This is a genomic window from Paenibacillus mobilis (assembly GCF_058267595.1).
In genome coordinates, this window is record NZ_JBZCMS010000007.1 from 121,320 (window position 1) to 138,509 (window position 17,190).

The 17,190-nt window shown below is 55.5% G+C and carries 16 protein-coding genes; 11 read left to right on the forward strand and 5 right to left on the reverse strand.

Annotated features, from left to right (window positions below; translation table 11 throughout):
• Positions 1–16 precede the first annotated feature (16 nt).
• Positions 17–823: a DUF6597 domain-containing transcriptional factor gene (locus tag AC3ZPD_RS14515; protein WP_490984994.1), complete on the reverse strand. Its 807-nt coding sequence runs from the start codon at positions 821–823 to the stop codon at positions 17–19.
• Positions 824–990: 167 nt separating this feature from the next.
• Between AC3ZPD_RS14515 and AC3ZPD_RS14520 the strand changes: the two genes are divergently transcribed.
• From AC3ZPD_RS14520 to AC3ZPD_RS14545, 6 genes are all read left to right on the forward strand, one after another.
• The gene (locus tag AC3ZPD_RS14520) at positions 991–1,440 is read left to right on the forward strand and encodes an SRPBCC family protein (protein ID WP_490984995.1); all 450 of its coding nucleotides are present in this window, start codon (positions 991–993) and stop codon (positions 1,438–1,440) included.
• Positions 1,441–1,690: 250 nt separating this feature from the next.
• Positions 1,691–2,365, forward strand: a complete 675-nt coding sequence (locus AC3ZPD_RS14525) for a response regulator transcription factor (RefSeq protein WP_490984996.1) — start codon at positions 1,691–1,693, stop codon at positions 2,363–2,365.
• Positions 2,362–3,744, forward strand: coding sequence for a sensor histidine kinase (locus tag AC3ZPD_RS14530; RefSeq protein WP_490984997.1), 1,383 nt, complete (start codon positions 2,362–2,364; stop codon positions 3,742–3,744). The genes AC3ZPD_RS14525 and AC3ZPD_RS14530 overlap by 4 nt, the downstream gene beginning before the upstream one ends.
• A gap of 200 nt (positions 3,745–3,944) precedes the next feature.
• Entirely contained in the window at positions 3,945–4,424 is a 480-nt protein-coding gene (locus AC3ZPD_RS14535) for a MarR family winged helix-turn-helix transcriptional regulator (RefSeq protein ID WP_490984998.1), read from the forward strand.
• Positions 4,425–4,592: 168 nt separating this feature from the next.
• Positions 4,593–6,386: an ABC transporter ATP-binding protein gene (locus AC3ZPD_RS14540; RefSeq protein ID WP_490984999.1), complete on the forward strand. Its 1,794-nt coding sequence runs from the start codon at positions 4,593–4,595 to the stop codon at positions 6,384–6,386.
• The gene (locus AC3ZPD_RS14545; RefSeq protein ID WP_490985000.1) at positions 6,383–8,290 is read left to right on the forward strand and encodes an ABC transporter ATP-binding protein; all 1,908 of its coding nucleotides are present in this window, start codon (positions 6,383–6,385) and stop codon (positions 8,288–8,290) included. Before AC3ZPD_RS14540 ends, AC3ZPD_RS14545 begins: the two co-directional genes overlap by 4 nt.
• A gap of 91 nt (positions 8,291–8,381) precedes the next feature.
• Here AC3ZPD_RS14545 and AC3ZPD_RS14550 read toward each other — a convergent pair whose 3' ends face one another.
• From AC3ZPD_RS14550 to AC3ZPD_RS14560, 3 genes are all read right to left on the reverse strand, one after another.
• Positions 8,382–9,086 (reverse strand): DNA-3-methyladenine glycosylase family protein, encoded by a 705-nt coding sequence (locus AC3ZPD_RS14550; RefSeq protein ID WP_490985001.1) that lies wholly within the window; start codon positions 9,084–9,086, stop codon positions 8,382–8,384.
• A 14-nt stretch (positions 9,087–9,100) separates the two neighbouring features.
• A complete protein-coding gene (abc-f, locus tag AC3ZPD_RS14555; RefSeq protein WP_490985002.1) occupies positions 9,101–11,125 on the reverse strand; it encodes a ribosomal protection-like ABC-F family protein in 2,025 nt (674 codons plus the stop codon).
• Positions 11,126–11,256: 131 nt separating this feature from the next.
• Positions 11,257–11,406, reverse strand: coding sequence for an RAxF-45 family protein (locus AC3ZPD_RS14560; protein WP_490985003.1), 150 nt, complete (start codon positions 11,404–11,406; stop codon positions 11,257–11,259).
• Between the two features lie 269 nt (positions 11,407–11,675).
• Here AC3ZPD_RS14560 and AC3ZPD_RS14565 point away from each other — a divergent pair, with 269 nt between their 5' ends.
• Entirely contained in the window at positions 11,676–12,128 is a 453-nt protein-coding gene (locus tag AC3ZPD_RS14565; RefSeq protein WP_490985004.1) for a hypothetical protein, read from the forward strand.
• A 247-nt stretch (positions 12,129–12,375) separates the two neighbouring features.
• Here the strand turns inward: AC3ZPD_RS14565 and AC3ZPD_RS14570 are convergent, their stop codons facing one another.
• Positions 12,376–13,932 carry an FAD-dependent oxidoreductase gene (locus tag AC3ZPD_RS14570; protein WP_490985005.1) on the reverse strand — a complete coding sequence of 519 codons (1,557 nt, stop codon included), beginning with the start codon at positions 13,930–13,932 and terminating at the stop codon, positions 12,376–12,378.
• A gap of 198 nt (positions 13,933–14,130) precedes the next feature.
• Here AC3ZPD_RS14570 and AC3ZPD_RS14575 point away from each other — a divergent pair, with 198 nt between their 5' ends.
• The 4 genes from AC3ZPD_RS14575 to AC3ZPD_RS14590 all read left to right on the forward strand — a co-directional run bounded on the left by AC3ZPD_RS14575 (position 14,131) and on the right by AC3ZPD_RS14590 (position 17,026).
• A complete protein-coding gene (locus tag AC3ZPD_RS14575) occupies positions 14,131–14,526 on the forward strand; it encodes a Fur family transcriptional regulator (RefSeq protein ID WP_490985006.1) in 396 nt (131 codons plus the stop codon).
• Positions 14,502–15,275 (forward strand): winged helix-turn-helix transcriptional regulator, encoded by a 774-nt coding sequence (locus tag AC3ZPD_RS14580; RefSeq protein ID WP_490985007.1) that lies wholly within the window; start codon positions 14,502–14,504, stop codon positions 15,273–15,275. Before AC3ZPD_RS14575 ends, AC3ZPD_RS14580 begins: the two co-directional genes overlap by 25 nt.
• Positions 15,276–15,347: 72 nt before the next feature.
• Positions 15,348–16,178: a uroporphyrinogen-III synthase gene (locus tag AC3ZPD_RS14585; protein WP_490985008.1), complete on the forward strand. Its 831-nt coding sequence runs from the start codon at positions 15,348–15,350 to the stop codon at positions 16,176–16,178.
• Between the two features lie 89 nt (positions 16,179–16,267).
• Positions 16,268–17,026, forward strand: coding sequence for a cyclase family protein (locus AC3ZPD_RS14590; protein ID WP_490985009.1), 759 nt, complete (start codon positions 16,268–16,270; stop codon positions 17,024–17,026).
• Positions 17,027–17,190 lie beyond the last annotated feature (164 nt).

The following is a 17,190-nucleotide window of genomic DNA, read 5'->3' on the forward strand; positions in this document are numbered from 1 at the left end:
GCTCCTTTCCTTGCTCTTATGTTTTGGAGCGGATATATTGCTCCGGCGTTACGCCGATTACCGCTTTGAAATCTTTAATAAAATGCGCCTGGTCATGGTAGCCGAGCTCCAAGGAGAGGTCCAGCAGACTGCGTTTTTGGCCGTCGTCCATCGCTTCGGCTGCGTTTTGCAGCCGGTACAGCCGGATCACCGTTTTGGGGCTGAGTCCGACGTATTGGCCGAACAACCGCTGCAGGGTCCGAATATTGATGTCAAATGAGGAGCAAAGCTGCTCAACCCGGGACAACTCCTGATGTTCGGCAATGTAAGCCACGATGCGGCCGATGAAACTGACCTGCGGATCTTCGGCCGGAAGCACGGACAGAAACAGCTTGTCCGCGGCTTCGATTTTTAGGTCATCCGGGTGTTCCGGATTCAGCAGCAAATGCTCCAGCTTCTGCCTGTCCAGGCCGAGAATGCCGGAAGGGGCAAGCGGCCGTCCTTGCAGCTCGGAAACGGGTCCGCGCAGAAACGGATAAAAACCTCCCGGATGGAACTTAACGCCAAACACCTGTCCCGAGCCTTCCAGATGGTGGGCATATTTTTGCGCGGACGGGCCATAGAAAAAGGTGTTTTCCCGCTCCACCACCAGGTTTACGCACGGGTTCGGCACGACCTCCTGATCGTAAGGGGCCAGCCCGTCTAAATTCCATTTCACGATCCAATAATGTTTAATGAAGGGCTGCAGCGCGGGGGCGGGCAATCTGCGGGCGAGACGGAATTTATCCGCTGCCTGCGCATGCCGCAGAATGCCCATCGCCGGCTTAATGGGTTCGTTGCTCATTGGCTTTCCTCCCGAACATTCGAATGGGTTAAGCTGTCGCCTTTTTACAATACATTCCACCCTGTAAGCTAATAAAATCATACTAGCATATTTGCTGTCCGGCATCATTCCGTTTGGTTGAACGGAGAGACGGGGGACAAGCCATTTTTTCGGAAGGAGCGAGCAGCATGGAATTGAAATATGAGTTTTATATCGGGGCGGAGCCGGAGCAGGTCTGGCAAACGCTGGTTTCGCCGGAGGGCACGAAGAACACTTTCTTTGGAAGCGTTTTAAATTCGGATTTAAAACCGGGAGCGTCTTTTGAATATGTAGGACCTGGCGCTGACGGAGACCGGACGGTGCACGTGTACGGCTCCATTTTGGCGGCCGAGGAAGGCAAAGTACTCAGCTATAAGGAGCATCCGGGCCCTTCCTACCGGGAGAATCATGCGGAGCTGGAATCGAGGGTTACTTTTACGATGGAAAAAGTGGGGGGCTGCACCAAGCTCACGCTGGTGAACGACGAGTGGACGCCCGGCCATCCGGCGCTTCAGCACACGGAAGGCCACTGGTGGATGATTTTAAGCAACATCAAGACCTACACAGAGACCGGAAAAACCCTGGATTTCGGCTGGTAATCCCGCCGTTTCCCCGGGCCGGAAATCCGGAGAGCCCGAACAGCCCGACTCGCCGACAGGCGGTTCGGGCTTTCGGGCGTTTGCCGGCTTCCTTATAACCTAAGTACATGATTTGTCATCCGAATAAGCAAGCTACCATTTATGGAGGATAGTGGTCGCAGGAGCCTCCTTTTTATCCAAGTTGTTCATATTCAGTTCATTTGGTTGATTTACAATAGGGATATACAGGCACGAGGGAAGGGGATCCGACATGACCCGAATTTTAATCGTCGACGACGATCCATATATTCAGGAGCTGATCAGCCATGTGCTGATTAAGGAAGGTTTTGAGGTTTCTGCGGCGGGGAACGGTTTGGAGGCGCTTGAGCTGCTTCAGGAAGTGAAGGCGGATCTGGTCATCCTGGATGTGATGATGCCGGAAATGGACGGCTGGGAGCTGTGCCGGGAGCTCGAGGCCCATTATGATATGCCGCTGCTTATGCTGACGGCTAAAGGGGATACCGCGCAAAAAGTAAAAGGCTTCGAGCTGGGCACGGACGATTACATGGTGAAGCCTTTTGAAGCGCCGGAGCTGATTGCCCGGGTCAAAGCGCTTCTGAAGCGCTATCGTATCGTGGCTTCGCAGCAGATCCAGCAGGGAGAGCTCCTGCTGGACCGTAAAACGTATGAATGCCGCGTCGGAGGCGAGGCCATATCGCTGCCGCTCAAGGAATTCGAGCTGCTATTTATGCTGGCCAGCTATCCGGGGCGTACGCTGCTGCGCGACCAGATCGTCGAGCAGGTATGGGGATACGATTATGAGGGCGACGAAAGGACGGTGGACGTGCATATCAAGCGGCTGCGGGAGCGGTTTCCCGAAGACCGCCATTCGTTTAAAATCGCCACCGTCCGCGGGCTGGGCTACCGGTTTGAGGTAACGGGATGACGGACAAACGTACGGGACCAAACGGAGATCAGCCGGACCGCAGGGGAGAACGGGGAGGCGTTCGGGGCATCGGGCCGTCCGCAGCCGATATCGAACGCCGGATCAACCGCCAGAAGGTGCATTTGGAGCGGCATCTGGAGCAAAGAAAACGTCAGGCGGAACGCGGGCAGGAACACGTGCGGCGTCATTTGGAGCATGTGCAGCGCCAGGTGGAGCGGAGGCAGGAGCATCTGGAGAAGCGCATGATCCGGAAACAGCGGCAGATGGACCTGAGGCAGCGACAGGCCGAACAACGCGGCAGGGAGCGGAGGGAGAGCACCTTCCGCGAAATCGTGGAGCGGCTGCTGGCTTTCGTCGGTATCACATTGCTGCTCACTTTATGCTGGATCGGAGCTTTTTACACGGCAGGTTATGCCTATGACTGGATCGGCTGGCATCCTCATCCTTTAGCCGGGCAGTTGATTGCTTCGGGGCTTGGCATGTTTTTCTGGGGAACTGTGATTTCGTTCATATCGAAGATCCCCAGAAAAAAGCAAAATGATTATTTCCTGCAGACGATCGAAGCCCTGCGCCAGATTTCGCGCGGGGATTTCCAGGTTGACTTGAGGAATTTGGGCGTCGGCTTCCGCAATCACCCGTTTAACGTGCTTGCCAACAGCGTTAACGAAATGGCCGCCAATCTGAAAAATACCGAGGAGATGCGCCAGGAGTTTATTTCCAACGTCTCCCATGAAATTCAGTCTCCGCTGACCTCGATTGCCGGATTCGCCCGCGTGCTGAAGCAGGAAGAAATGAGCCGGGAGCAAATGCTTCATTATCTGGATATCATCGAGTGGGAAAGCGCAAGGTTGTCCAAGCTGAGCGACAACATGCTCCGGCTTGCGTCCCTCGATTCCAAGCATTTAACGCTGCAGACCGAGCCTTTCAGGCTGGATAAACAGCTTCAGCTGCACATTTTATCCTGTGAACCGCAGTGGCTGGAGAAAAATCTGGAAATGGCCGCCGATCTTGAACCGGTGGAAATTGAAGCGGATCAGAATCTGCTGAGCCAGGTCTGGGTCAATCTCCTGCATAACGCCATTAAGTTCACCCCTCCGGAGGGAACCGTCCGGGTTTCCCTGGAGGTTTCCGATCATCAGGCCGTCGTTTCCGTCAAGGACACGGGCGTCGGCATTGCCAAGGAGGATGTACCCCATATCTTCGAGCGTTTCTACAAGGCGGACCGGGCCCGGGCCCGCAAGGACGGGGGAAACGGCCTGGGGCTGTCGATTTTGCATAAAATTGTGGAGCTGCACAAAGGAGAGGTGTCAGTCCGAAGCGAATTGGGCGAGGGCACGGAGTTTATCGTCCGCCTGCCGTTAAAGCAGCGGACTTCTTGACAGGGAAAATCGGGCTGTCTATAATAAATTTTGTGAATGTTTAGGTTATGCTAAATATTAAATGATTTAAAATTTAGGTAGGCGCACTTTATTTGGGTGTCAGGGATTTTAAGAAGTTGCTGTAGTGCTGCAAAATGCCTGAATGGGCTTAGAGCCGTGCCCCGCTTCGCGGGGGTATTTTTGGAGGGGGAGGAATTCGGTTGGAAATCCAGGATCAGTCCGCGGTGAGCAGACTGCTGGAGGTCATGAGGCAGTTCCGGAGAAGCCAGCTGCACAAGGTTGCTTTTGAAGGTTATAACGCAAGCATGCTCCGGGTATTGTTCATTTTGGGCAGGAGCTGCGGCAGACCCTCTAACGGCCTGACGGTATCGGAGATCAGCAGTTCGATGGAGGTCACGCCGCCGACCGTGACGCCGCTGATCAAAAGCCTGGAGGCCGACGGTCTCGTGCTTCGGGTCAACGACCAGGAAGACCGGCGTGTCGTCCGGGTGCTGCTCACGGACAAAGGACAGGCGCTCCGCAAAAGAGCGATGGAAATGAATTTGGCGCGGATGAAGCGGATCAGCGAGCGTTTAGGCGAAGAGAAAACCGAGCAGCTCGCCGATTTGCTGGAAGAAGTGCTGGAGTACATGAACGGCGGGGAAGAACAGGACCCGGCTCAACGGGATACAGACAGATAACGAAAGAGACGCACAAGAAAGAGGAGCACAAGAAAGAGACAAGAAGGGACCGCTTTCCCCGGAAAGGGCACGGGACAGGAACTCCGCACTGGCAGATTTCCGGACCGGCCGCGTCATTCCGCAGGAGCTCCTTTTGCAAGCATTTTATCTAGTGGAGATGATCGAGCGATGTTTAAGCTGTTCAGGCTCTTGAAGCCATACCGCATTCCCGTGATCATTACGCTGGCGCTGGTGTTTATCCAGTCCCTGGCGGAACTATATCTCCCTACCCTGATGTCGGATATCGTGGACAACGGGGTTGTTAAAGGGGATACGGCTTACATCTGGCGTTTTGGCTTCTACATGCTACTGGTGGCTTTAGGCAGCATGCTTTGTTCCATAACGGCCAGCTATTTTTCCTCCATGTCGGCTACCGGCTTCGGCAAGCTGCTTCGTGGAAAGGTTTTTAAGCATGTGACCAACTTCTCGCTGGAGGAGTTCGATAAAATTGGCACGGCTTCGCTTATTACGCGGACGACCAACGATATCAACCAGATTCAGCAGGTGCTGGTCATGATGCTCCGCATTATGGTCATGGCTCCGATGATGGCGATCGGCGGTCTGATCATGGCCTTGTCCAAGGACCGTGAGCTGACGCTTGTTTTTGTGGTGGTCATTCCGGTCATGGCGCTGGTGATTGCGGCTGTCGCAAGCCGCGGGGTGCCGCTGTTCAAAGCGATCCAGAAAAAAATCGACAAACTGAACCTGGTGCTGCGCGAAGGTTTGACGGGCATTCGGGTTATCCGTTCGTTTAACCGGATCGACTTCGAGAAGCAGAAATTCGAAGCCGCCAACCGGGATCTGACGGAGACCTCCATCAAGGTCAATAAAATTTTTGCGATCATGATGCCGGCCATGATGATTATCATGAACTTTACGCAAATCGCGATCGTCTGGTTCGGCGGTCATCGGATCGACGCGGGTGATATGCAGGTTGGCGATTTGATGGCCTTTATCCAATACGCGATGCAAATTATGTTTTCCATCCTGATGGTGACGATGATTTTCGTCATGATCCCGCGGGCTTCCGCTTCGGCGGAACGGATCAATGAGGTATTGAACATTGAACCGGTGATCAAGGACGGGGAAGAAACGTTGTCCGGGGTTAACCAAGACGGCTTGCTCACGGACGGTCAAGGTGATTCAAGCGAAGGACTTGCCGAAGAACGGCAGCCGATGCGCGGATATTTGGAATTCCGGAATGTGACCTTCAGTTATCCGGGAGCGGAGCAGCCGGCCATTCAGGACATTTCCTTTGCGGCCAAACCGGGGGAAATCACGGCCATCATCGGCGGGACGGGGGCCGGGAAAACCACCCTGGTCAGCCTGATTCCGCGTTTCTACGATGTGGAAAGCGGAGAGATTTTGCTGGACGGCGTCGATATCCGAAACATGACCCAGGCAGATCTCCGCAGCAAAATCGGCTTCGTGCCGCAGAAGGCGGTGCTCTTTACCGGCACGGTGGCCGACAATATCCGGTACGGCAAAAATGACGCCACGGACGAGGAAGTACGACAGGCCGCAAAGATTGCCCAGGCGGACGAATTTATTTCGAAGATGGAAGAGGGATACAACGCTCCGATTTCGCAGGGCGGCTCCAATGTCTCCGGCGGACAGAAGCAGCGTTTGTCCATCGCCCGCGCCCTTGTCCGGCGCGCCGAACTGCTCATCTTCGACGACAGCTTCTCCGCGCTTGATTTCAAGACGGATGCCAAGCTTCGGGCCGCGCTCAAGCAGGAGACCGCGGATACCACCATGCTTATCGTTGCCCAGCGGGTCAGCACCGTTATGGATGCGGACCGGATTATCGTGCTGAACGAAAGCAAAGTAGCGGGTATCGGTACGCATCGCGAGCTCATGGAAACTTGCGAGGTCTATCGCGAAATTGTTAGCTCCCAGCTGTCAGAGGAGGAGATCGCATGAGTCAGGCGAACGAAAACAGCAAACCGGGAGGCGGACCCCGCGGGCCTCGAGGCCCTATGGGGGGCCAACGCGGACCGGGTATGGGGATGAGCATGGGCATGCCTGTGCAGAAAGCCAAGGATTTCAAAGGGACGCTGCTCCGGCTGCTTCGGTATTTGAAGCCTTATCGCTTTAAGCTGTCCATTGTTATCATTACAGCCATTTTAAGTACAGTCTTCAGCATTTACGGCCCGAAAGTGCTCGGCCGGGCAACGACCAAGCTGTTTGAAGGACTGATAGCGAAAGCCCAGGGCGTTCCGGGCGCGCATATTGATTTTAACGGTATTTGGGCGATTGTTCTGGAACTGGTTAGCCTTTATGTTATTAGTGCCGTATTCGGCTATATTCAGCAGTATCTGATGGCGGGTGTCGCTCAGCGCACGGTTTACCAGCTGCGTAAAGACGTGAGTGAGAAGCTGAACAAACTGCCGCTGAAATATTTCGACTCCCGGACCAACGGGGAAATCCTCAGCCGGGTAACCAACGACGTGGATAACATCAGTACCACGCTTCAGCAGAGCTTGACGCAGCTGATCACGTCGGTTGTTACGATCATCGGCGTTTTGATCATGATGCTGACCATCAGCCCTTGGATGACGCTGATTGCGCTCGTAACGCTGCCGGTGAGCGTGCTTGCGATTACGCAGGTCGCCAAACGGTCGCAGAAACAGTTTGCCGAGCAGCAGAAGGAACTGGGGATGCTGAACGGTCACGTTGAAGAAATGTACACCGGCCACAAAATCGTGAAGGTGTTCGGCCGGGAGCAGGAGTCTTTGAACAAGTTTGATGAAGTGAACGAACGGTTGTTTCATGCCGGACGCAAAGCGCAGTTCCTGTCCGGTGTCATCATGCCGATCATGAACTTTATCGGAAATATCGGTTATGTGCTGATTTCGGTAGTCGGCGGCTTGTTCGTAACCAAAAACATGATTACGATCGGTGACGTTCAGGCCTTTATCCAGTACATGCGCCAGTTTACCCAGCCGATTACGCAAACCGCCAACATCGCCAATATTATTCAATCCACCGTGGCCTCCGCGGAACGGGTATTTGAAGTACTGGACGAGGAAGAAGAGGTGGCGGAAGCCGCCAGTCCGAAGAAATTGGCTTCTCCTCGGGGCAACGTATCCTTTGAACATGTAGAGTTTGGCTATGACGGCAAACCTACGCTGATCGAGGACATGAACATCGAAGCGAAGCAGGGGCAAACGATCGCGATCGTCGGGCCTACCGGCGCCGGCAAAACCACGCTGATCAACCTGCTGATGCGCTTCTACGAGCTGCGGGGCGGCCGGATCACCATCGACGGCCTGGATATCAAGGACATGAAACGAAGCGAGCTTCACAAGCTTTTTGGCATGGTCCTTCAGGATACTTGGCTGTTTAACGGCACGATCCGGGATAATATCGCTTACGGCCGGGAAGGAGCTTCGGAGGCGGACGTGGTGCGCGCCGCCAAAATGGCGCATGCCGACCACTTTATCCGCACGCTGCCTCATGGCTACGATACCGTGCTGAATGAAGAAGCCTCCAACATCTCGCAGGGACAGAAGCAGCTGCTGACCATCGCCCGCGCCATTTTGGCCGATCCGGCGATCCTGATTCTGGACGAAGCGACGAGCAGCGTCGATACGCGGACCGAGGTCTTCATCCAGAATGCGATGAACCAGCTCATGCAGGGCCGGACCAGCTTTGTAATCGCCCACAGATTGTCCACCATCAAGGGGGCCGATCTGATCCTGGTTATGAATCAGGGCACGGTCATCGAGCAGGGCACGCACGACGAGCTGATGGCCCAAAACGGCTTCTACGCCGATCTTTACAACAGCCAGTTCAGCGACGAGGCCGAGGAAAGCGCCGGATAAGGCGAATGCAGGCATTCCTGTTTAGAGAAATAGCATAAAAAAAGAAAGCCCTTTGCATCCGCAAAGGGCTTTTTTCTGCCTGCCGGGAACGTCAGCCGTTTGAACGGCCAGTTTCGTCGCTGTTCCGCACTGTCCCATATTCCTCCAGGCTTTGACCCGAATCCACCAGTCCCTGGTTGATCGCTTCCCACAGATACAAGGAAACGAACGAGCCGTAGGAAGGCCATTGGTGTGCCAGCTGCTGCAGGTATTTCTTATCCTTTCTCGGTTCAAGCCCGTATAGCCAGCGGGCCGCCCGCTGCAGGCCCGCATCGCCGAAGGAAATGACATTTTCACGCCCCAGCACGAAAATGAGAAACATCTCGGCCGTCCAGCGGCCGATGCCTTTGACCGACGTCAGGGCGGCGATGACCGCCTCGTCGTCCATGCCGGGGAACTGTGCAAAATCCAGTTCCCCCGACAGCACCCTGCCGCTCAGATCGCGCAGGTAGGCCGTTTTGGACGCCGATAGTCCGGCGCCCCGCAGAGCCTCGTCCTCCAGCGCATGAAGCGCCTCCGGGGTGAGCTCCCCCGCGAGCAGCCTTACGCGCTCGCGGATCGTAGCCGCAGCTTTCACGGAAATCTGCTGGCTGATGATGGAGCGGACCAGCGACTCGAACGGCTCCCGCTCCAGAGTGACCGTAAGCGCTCCAAGCTGCGCGATCAGCGCGCCCATCCGGGGATCAAGCCTGCAGAGCTTCTTGATCCTCGGTTCTTCCACATGCAGAATGAACTGTTTTTCCGTTTCGATGACCATCCAGCCTCCCCGTCTTATTCCTCAAGCATGGCAAAATAGTTGCCATATAAATCATCCAGCTTGCCCTGAAGCGGCTCCCGCTCCGCCTGCAGGCTCAGCAGCTTCCCGGCGTCACGGTTGTTTTCCGGCTCCGCCATCGCGGCATCCAGCCGGGCAAGTGCAGCCTCCGTCTCCCCGATGTCCCGCTCAAGCTTGGCAAGCGTAGCGGGATTGGCGTTTTTCCCGGTTCGCTGCCGGGAAGCTGAATCCGCCGTCGTTCCTGCGGCCGAATTCACCGCTGGACCAATCGCCGAACCTTTCGCTTTCACTGCACCTTTTACTAAGCTGTTTGTTGAATCGGCTGTGGCCATGGTACCGGCCACGTCTCCGGGCGCTTCTTTATCGGCGGTGATTCCGTCTTTCCCGGCCACGTCCCGTCTTTTGGCCCGCTGCTCCAAATAATCGTCGTAATTGCCGGCATAATCGTACAGTTGTCCGGCTTCAAGGCTCCAGATCCGCCCGGCGATCCGGTTGATGAAATAGCGGTCATGGGAGACCGCCAGCACCGAGCCGCCGAACTCCTCCAGAGCCTCCTCCAGCGCTTCGCGGGAGTCGATATCGAGGTGGTTCGTCGGTTCGTCGAGCAGCAGCAGGTTGGGCTGCTGCCGCATCAGGATGGCGAGCCGCAGCCGTGTCCACTCGCCGCCGGACAGATCGCCGACTCGCTTAAAAACGTCGGCGCCATAGAACAGGAAACGCGCCAGCTGGCCGCGCGCTTCCCCGGTCTCCATCCCGGCTTCGCGCCGGTAATAGTCGAGCACCGTGTCTTTGCCCGCGGCCGGCGCGCTTTCCTGGGCGAGATATCCAAGCTCCGCCCGGGAGCCGAGGCGGAGCTCACCTTCGTCCAACGTTTCCTGGGCGACCGCGCACTTCAGCAGGGTGCTTTTGCCGGTTCCGTTGCCGCCGATCAGGACGGCGCAGTCGCCGTACATCAGGGTCGCGTTCAAATCCGCGAACAGCCGGCGTCCGCCGTAGCTTTTTCCGGCCTGCTCGAGGATCAGCGCCCGCTGGCCGGAGCGGTCCTGCTGCGTCAGCTGCAGGTCGATCGCTTTGCGCTCCAGGATCGGCCGCTTCAGCTTGACCATGCGGTCCAGCGCCTTCTGCATGGAGGCTGCCCGCCGGTGAAAGCCGGCATTCGGCGGATTCGAGCGGTTGCCCCATTCGATCAGCTGCTTAATCGTTTCCTGCATCTTTTTGATCTTTTTCTGCTGCTCCTGATAATCGGCGAACTGCCGCAGCAGCCGTGCTTCTTTTTCCGTTTTGTAATAGCTGTAATTACCGGGATAAGTGAAGGCTTCCCCGTCTTCAAGCTCGAGGATCCGGGCGGTCACGGCGTCCAGAAAATAACGGTCATGAGAGATGACGATAACGGCAGCGCGAAGGGAGCGGAGGTATTCCTCCAGCCAAAGCACGGCCTCAAGATCCAGATGGTTAGTCGGCTCATCGAGGATCAGCAGGTCGGGATTCCTCAGCAAAATGACGGCCAGGCCGATTTTTGTTTTTTCGCCGCCGGACAGCGATGCGAACGGCCGCTCCAGCTGTTCCTCAGGAATGCCCAGCCCCCGCGTGACCCGTTCTATGCGGGCTTCCATCTCATAGCCGCCGCCCGCTTCAAAACGTTCCAGCAGCTGCCCGTATTTGGCCAGTGCGGCTTCGTGTGCGGCGCCTTCGCTTCCGCCAAGCTCCAAAGCCAGACGCTCCATTTCGGCCTGACAGTCCAGCAGTTCCTCAAAGGCCTCCTGAAGTTTGCCGTACACCGTCTGGCCTTCAAGACCCTGCGGAATTTGCGCCAGCACGCCGATCCGCGTGCCTTTCTGGACGGCCAGCTGGCCGCCGTCCGGTTTCTCGAAACCGGACAAGACGCGCAGCAGCGTCGTTTTGCCGGCTCCGTTGCGGCCGATCAGGCCGACTTTGTCTCCGGCGCCGATCTCCAGCGAGACGTCGCTAAGCACCAGCTCGGCTCCGTAATATTTTTGTAGATGTTGACCTTGAAGGATCATGATTAAAGTTCTCCTCGTTCCCATGCCGTTTCTCTGGCCCTGACACACCTCCAGAAGAACATAAAAAGAGGCCGCAGGAAATCCTGCAGCCTCTTAACCCTGAAACATCATCCGGTCATTTGTCCGAGAGGTTAAGGTAGGAGCGGCATTTCGCAATTTTGGCGGTACATGAGATTGTTAAAAAAGGGCAGACGAATCCCGTTCAACGAACCTCTGTAAAAAATGCCGGACAAAATCATAGGAAGCTGATTAATCCGGCTCCACGCCAGCTTGCGGTCCATAACCTACCTTCACCTCCTTTGCTTAAGATAATTCCATTTTATACAAAAGGGGCTGCGGATGGCAAGCCCGAAGCCTGAAACCCGGAACAAAGCCCCGCTTAACGCCGAAAACCCGCGCCGGGCAAGCAACCGAGCGTTATGAACTTTTTGTGCCGAAGGGGTGATTTGTGATTATTTTTTGCGGGTAATAAACAAGTTTGGGTTTAAATGCCAGAACCGATCGGCTATAATGGGATTTAGACTAAAAACAGAAATCAGGGGATTACATCTTGAATAAGACAGCAGCACGACTTGTCATTGATCCGTTGCTGGAGCGTTCGGGCAGCAGTGTTTCGCTTAAGCTGAAATCGCGTTTTCCCGGCGGCCGCAACGTGGGCGGCAAATATACGATGGATGAACATTCGGTGACGTTATACTTGGAAGAGATCGGCATTCAGGCCCGGCGCATTTTTGGTACGGATGAATATGCCGAAGAGGTTTTGAAGATCGTGGCCGCCCATGAGCTTGGGCATGCCGAAGATAAAGATCTGCCGCTGCTATCGGCCCGGCTGGACGAATGCCAGTCGGAGCTGGAGCGCAGCCGGCTTGCTTTGCGCATTGAGGAGAATGCTTGGGATTTTGCCAGGGGAATTTTACCGGATGTGGATTCGGGCCTCTTGGACACCATGATTTATTTCTCCCTTCAGTCATACCGGGAAGCGGTAGCGGAGGGCATTGCTTGAACTGAGGAATTACGTCGTTTACGTCATGCTCCAACTAACAAGAATAAGCCGCGCAGGCGTTCGCCATCTGCGGCTCCAACCGAAACCCGCCGGAATGTCCCGGCGGGTTTCGCTCTTTTTCACGGGAGCCTGATCGAATATAACTGCTGCCGGAGTCCTTTTCGTCTTGCGGCAACGAAAAGAACCCCGGTCTTGGCCTATTCTGGCCAGCCGGGGGTTCGTTGGCTTTCTATTTTTTCGAAAAGAATCAGGCTTCGTTTTGTGTAAGCGGCGTAAGCGGCTGCGTGGCCGGTCCTTCGATGACCTCGCCTCTGTAATTAAACCGCGAGCCGTGGCATGGGCAGTCCCAGGAGCGCTCGCCTTCGTTCCAATCCACCTCGCAGCCCATATGGGTGCAGGTTGTGTCTACCAGATAAAGATGGCCCTGGAGGTCCTTGTAGGCCCCGGCCCGCTTGCCGAGGTGTTTGACGATCGCGCCTTCGTCCGGCTCCAGTTCCTCCGCTTTGCGGTGAACGAGGCCCACTTTGCCCGCCACGAGATCCTTGGCGACCTCCGCATTCTGGACGATGAAGTTTTTGATGCCCGGATCGGCCTTGAACCGCTGCGGGGTAAAAACCTCCTCGTAACGGTTATTCCTTTTCATAATCCTGTCCCGGATCAAGCAGGCGGCAAGCGTCCCGGTGGACATGCCCCATTTGGCAAAACCCGTGGCGATGAGGATATGCGGATCGTCGTTGGTGGCTTGCCCGATATATGGAACCTGGTCGAGCGTAATCAAATCCTGGGCAGACCAGCGGAAAGGGATGCCTTTGGCGCCGAAGACCGATGCGCCGTAGAGCTCCAGCGTCTCATAATTCCGGATGGAGCAGAGCGCTTTGCCCGTTTTGTGGCCTTCGCCTCCGACAAGCACCAGCGTTTTGCCGTTCCATTCGGCGGCCCGGAAAGAACGTTTCGGGCTGCCGCAGTTAATGTACATCCCGCCCGGAAAAGAAGTTTCGGGCTCAATCGCCACTACATAAGAGCGCTCCGCATGTAGACGCGAAAAATACATGGCTCCCCCGTCGTAGAACGGAAAATGCGAGGCGGATACGGCAAAGTTGCAAGTGATGGAGGCTCCCTGCTCGGTATGCAGCTTCAGCCGCCCGTTTACTTTGTCCACCTTTTCGGCGACGGTTGTATGCTCATAAATGGCGGCTCCGCCCTCCTGAAGCTTCCGAACCATGAAGCTCAGATATTGAAGGGGATGGAAGCGGGCCTGGCCGGCCATCTTGATGGCTCCTTTGACGCTGAACGGCAGCGGCAGCGTTTCCCGCCATTCCCCCGGAATTCCGAGCTTTTGGTAGGCCTCCCATTCTTTTTCGAGTTTCTTCAGCTCTTCGTCGGTTTCGGCGAACAGATAAGCGTCTTCTTCGGTCATTCCGCAGTCTATGCCGTGTTCTTCGGCAAAACGGCGCATGAACCGAACGGCCTCCTCGTTGGCTTCATAATATAATTTGGCTTTTTCTTCCCCGAAATGTCCTGTCAGCTGATCATAAATGAGCCCGTGCTGGGCCGTAATTTTTGCAGTCGTATGCCCGGTTGTCCCGTGCAGAAGGCCGCCCATTTCAATGAGGGCGACCTGAAGCCCTTCCTTCATCAGCAGATAAGCGGTCGTCAGGCCGGTAATCCCTCCACCGACAACCACGATGTCTGCGTTGCTTTCTCCCTGAAGTCTCGGGAATCTTGGCAATTCAGTGGTATGCTCCCATAAGGATTCGGGAAATTGGGGCAGTTCGCTGGTCCGTGGAATTTCGCTGCTAGCCATACCGCATCTTCCTCCTCGAATTAAAATCGTATGTGAATCCAAGCTCTCGGCTAACTCCGTTGTCATCATTTCAATTATTACCACCAGTTTCGCAAAAGAAACGACCCTCCGCTGCGCCGTTTTCCCGGAACGAAAAATTGACGTATTTCGGAATAGGATTTATACTTATTCTAAAATCAAATTGAAGGATGAAACGTTATGAAATCCCTGAATTTAACGACCCAGCGTAAAGCCGTTTATGATATTGTAAGAAACTCGGAAGACCACCCAACCGCCGCCGAGGTGATGAACCGGCTCGTGGAGCAGGGCTACAACTTTGCTTACGGTACGGTTTATAATTCTTTGCGTTACTTGACGGATAAGGAAATGATCCGCGAATTAAAGCTGGGAGAAGCCGCAAGCCGGTATGACGCCAAAATGGATGAACACCAGCATATTATTTGCGAGTCCTGCGGCCGGGTGGATGAAGTGATGACGTCGGTTCCGGAGGATTGGAAGAAGGAAGTGGCTATAGAAACTGGTTACGATGTGCATCATGCACACGTAGTCTTCGGAGGGATGTGTCCGCAGTGTTTGAAGAAGAAAAACAGCTGATGAACGGAATGTTGGCCGAAGACGAGGCGGTGCCGTTTGTGGAAGCCTGTCCGGTGACCCAGCGGGTCATCATTATCAGTCCATTTCCAGGCGGCATCTACGAGCTGGTCCGGGATTTGTCGGAGGGCTGCTTTGACGTGATGGTGTTCCATCACCGAGAGGAAGGGATCCGCAACGCCTTATCGGCCGATTTGCTGATCTTTGACCTGACCCGCTACCGGGAACAGGATGCCGCTATCGTGCGTTCGCTCGGTTCCGTAGATACGGGCGGCGTGCCGATTTTGTACCTGATTAAAGAGGATATGCTCGGCCGGATGGATGAAGATTACAAACGCAAGGAGCTTCTTGTGTGGCCATGCCGTCCTCAGGAGCTCGTGTACCATGCCCAGCGGATTATCCGCAGCTCGGAGGGCAAACGTCCCGTAGCTTCCCGGCTGCTGGCGGGAACTTCCCCGGCTATTTTTAAAGACCTGTGGATCGACCGCAAGAAAATGGCGGTTTACCGCCAAGGCGAGCAGATCGACCTGACCAAAACGGAATACGATCTGTTCATTCAGCTGCTGGAAAGCGAAGGCAGCGTCATGACCCGCGAAGACCTGCTGTCGGCGGTATGGGGAACGACGTTCCTGGGCGGAAGCAATGTCGTTGACGTGCATATTAAAAGTCTGCGCAAAAAACTCGGCGACCGCGCGGCTTCGCCCGACTATATCGCTACTGTTCGGGGCGTCGGGTACCGCTTGGCCGACTGACGGCGGGATAGGGCAAAACTTATAAGTTTAGCATGCGTGTGGCTCACGCAGAACTGGAGGAGAGAGCGGGGTATGGCAGAAAGGACGGGAAGGCTTGCAGGCAAGCGGGTAGCGCTAACGGGACCGAGACGGTCCGAGGAGCAGGCCAAGCTGGTGGAAAATATGGGGGGAACAGCCCTGCTGCGTCCCGCTCAGGGAACGGTTTTTCTCGACGACGAGTCCCTGAAGGAAGGGATCCGGCAATGGCTCTCCAGCCGGCCTGAATGGGCGGTATTCACGACGGGAATGGGGCTGGAAGCCCTGTTCGCGGCGGCGGAGGAAATCGGGGTGCATGACGACATGCAGCGGCTTTTGGAGCAGACTCAAATCGCGGCCCGCGGCTACAAGACGGCGAATATGCTTCGAAAAAGAAAGCTCGTGCCCGTCGTTCGCGACGATGACGGAAGCACGGAAGGACTGGTGCGTTCCTGGGCGGCATTGGGCCAACCTCTCGCCGGCAAAGGGGTCATGCTCCAGCTGCATGGCGACGCCGCACCGCGTTTGGCGGACTGGCTGAAGCAGGAGGGGGCGGAAGTCGCTACGCTGCTGCCGTACCGCCATATTGCTCCGCCGGAGCAGCAGCTGGAGCTGCTCCTGAACGACGTGCTAACCGGCGAGGTGGACGCCGTTACCTTTACCAGTGCGCCGCAGGTGCGTTTTCTGCTGGACTATGCAGGCAGAACGGGGCGTTCGGAAGCGCTGCTTGCCGCCTTTGAAGGACCTGTCGTAGCGGTATCGGTTGGAAAAGTTACGGCGCAGGGCTTAAAGGAAGCCGGATTAAGCCGGGTTATTGCCCCCGAAGAGGAACGCATGGGCAGCATGATGGTGGAGCTGGCCAAGTTTTATGCGGATGCGAGTCTTTAAATTTTTAGGCCGAGTCCGTAACCTTTGAAAGATTTTGAGCGTTTTTCTTATAGAGCTAAATAACTTTCTACTTAAAGGAGTACTCTCTCATGAAGTTTATTGATTTAAGCGTACCTATCAGTCCAAAGATCAAAGAACCTTTGCCCGCAAAGATTGACTATCATTCCCATGAGGACGGTGCACGGCAGGGAGCCGCTATCCTGGGGCTGCAGCCGGAATTTTTCCCGGAGAGCAAAGCCTGGGCCACGGAAACGGTCACGCTGAATACGCATGCGGGGACCCATGTGGATGCGCCTTACCACTACTGGCCAACCTCGGAGGGCAAACCGGCCCGGACGATTGACGAACTGCCGCTGGAATGGTTTTTCTCGGACGGCGTGCTGCTGGACTTCAGCTCCAAACCTCCAGGCTACGAGATTTCGAAGGAAGACCTGCAGGCTGAACTGGACCGGATTGGCTACACGCTGAAACCGCTCGATATCGTATTGATCCGCAGCGATGCCGATAAACGTTTATACCAGGACCATTATGCGTTTCTGCATGCCGGGGTTTCGGCTGCAGCGACGGAATGGCTGGTAGACCAGGGCATCAAGGTGGTTGGAACGGACGGCTGGGGCTGGGACATTCCGCTGAACCTCCAGGCGGAGGACTATAAGAAAAATCCGAGAGAAGGCGTGCTTTGGGCCGCCCATTATCTGGGCAAAGAGAAGGAATACTGCCAGATCGAAAAGCTGGCTAACCTGGAGCAGATTCCTAGGCCGTTCGGCTTTAAGATTTCCTGCTTCCCGGTGAAGGTGGAGAAGGCCAGCGGAGGCTGGGCCCGCCCGGTAGCTATTATCGAGGATTAAAGATCTCTAATGTTAAAAATAAGGAGCCAGTCCGGATCGTGTCCGGGCCGGCTTTTTTGATGTTGAAACAAGAAAGCATCTGCAAAAACATAAAGTTTTACAACTTGGAAACAAGTCGAAGCAGCTTCGAAACAACCGTGTGTTAGATTAGTTATGTCAGACCT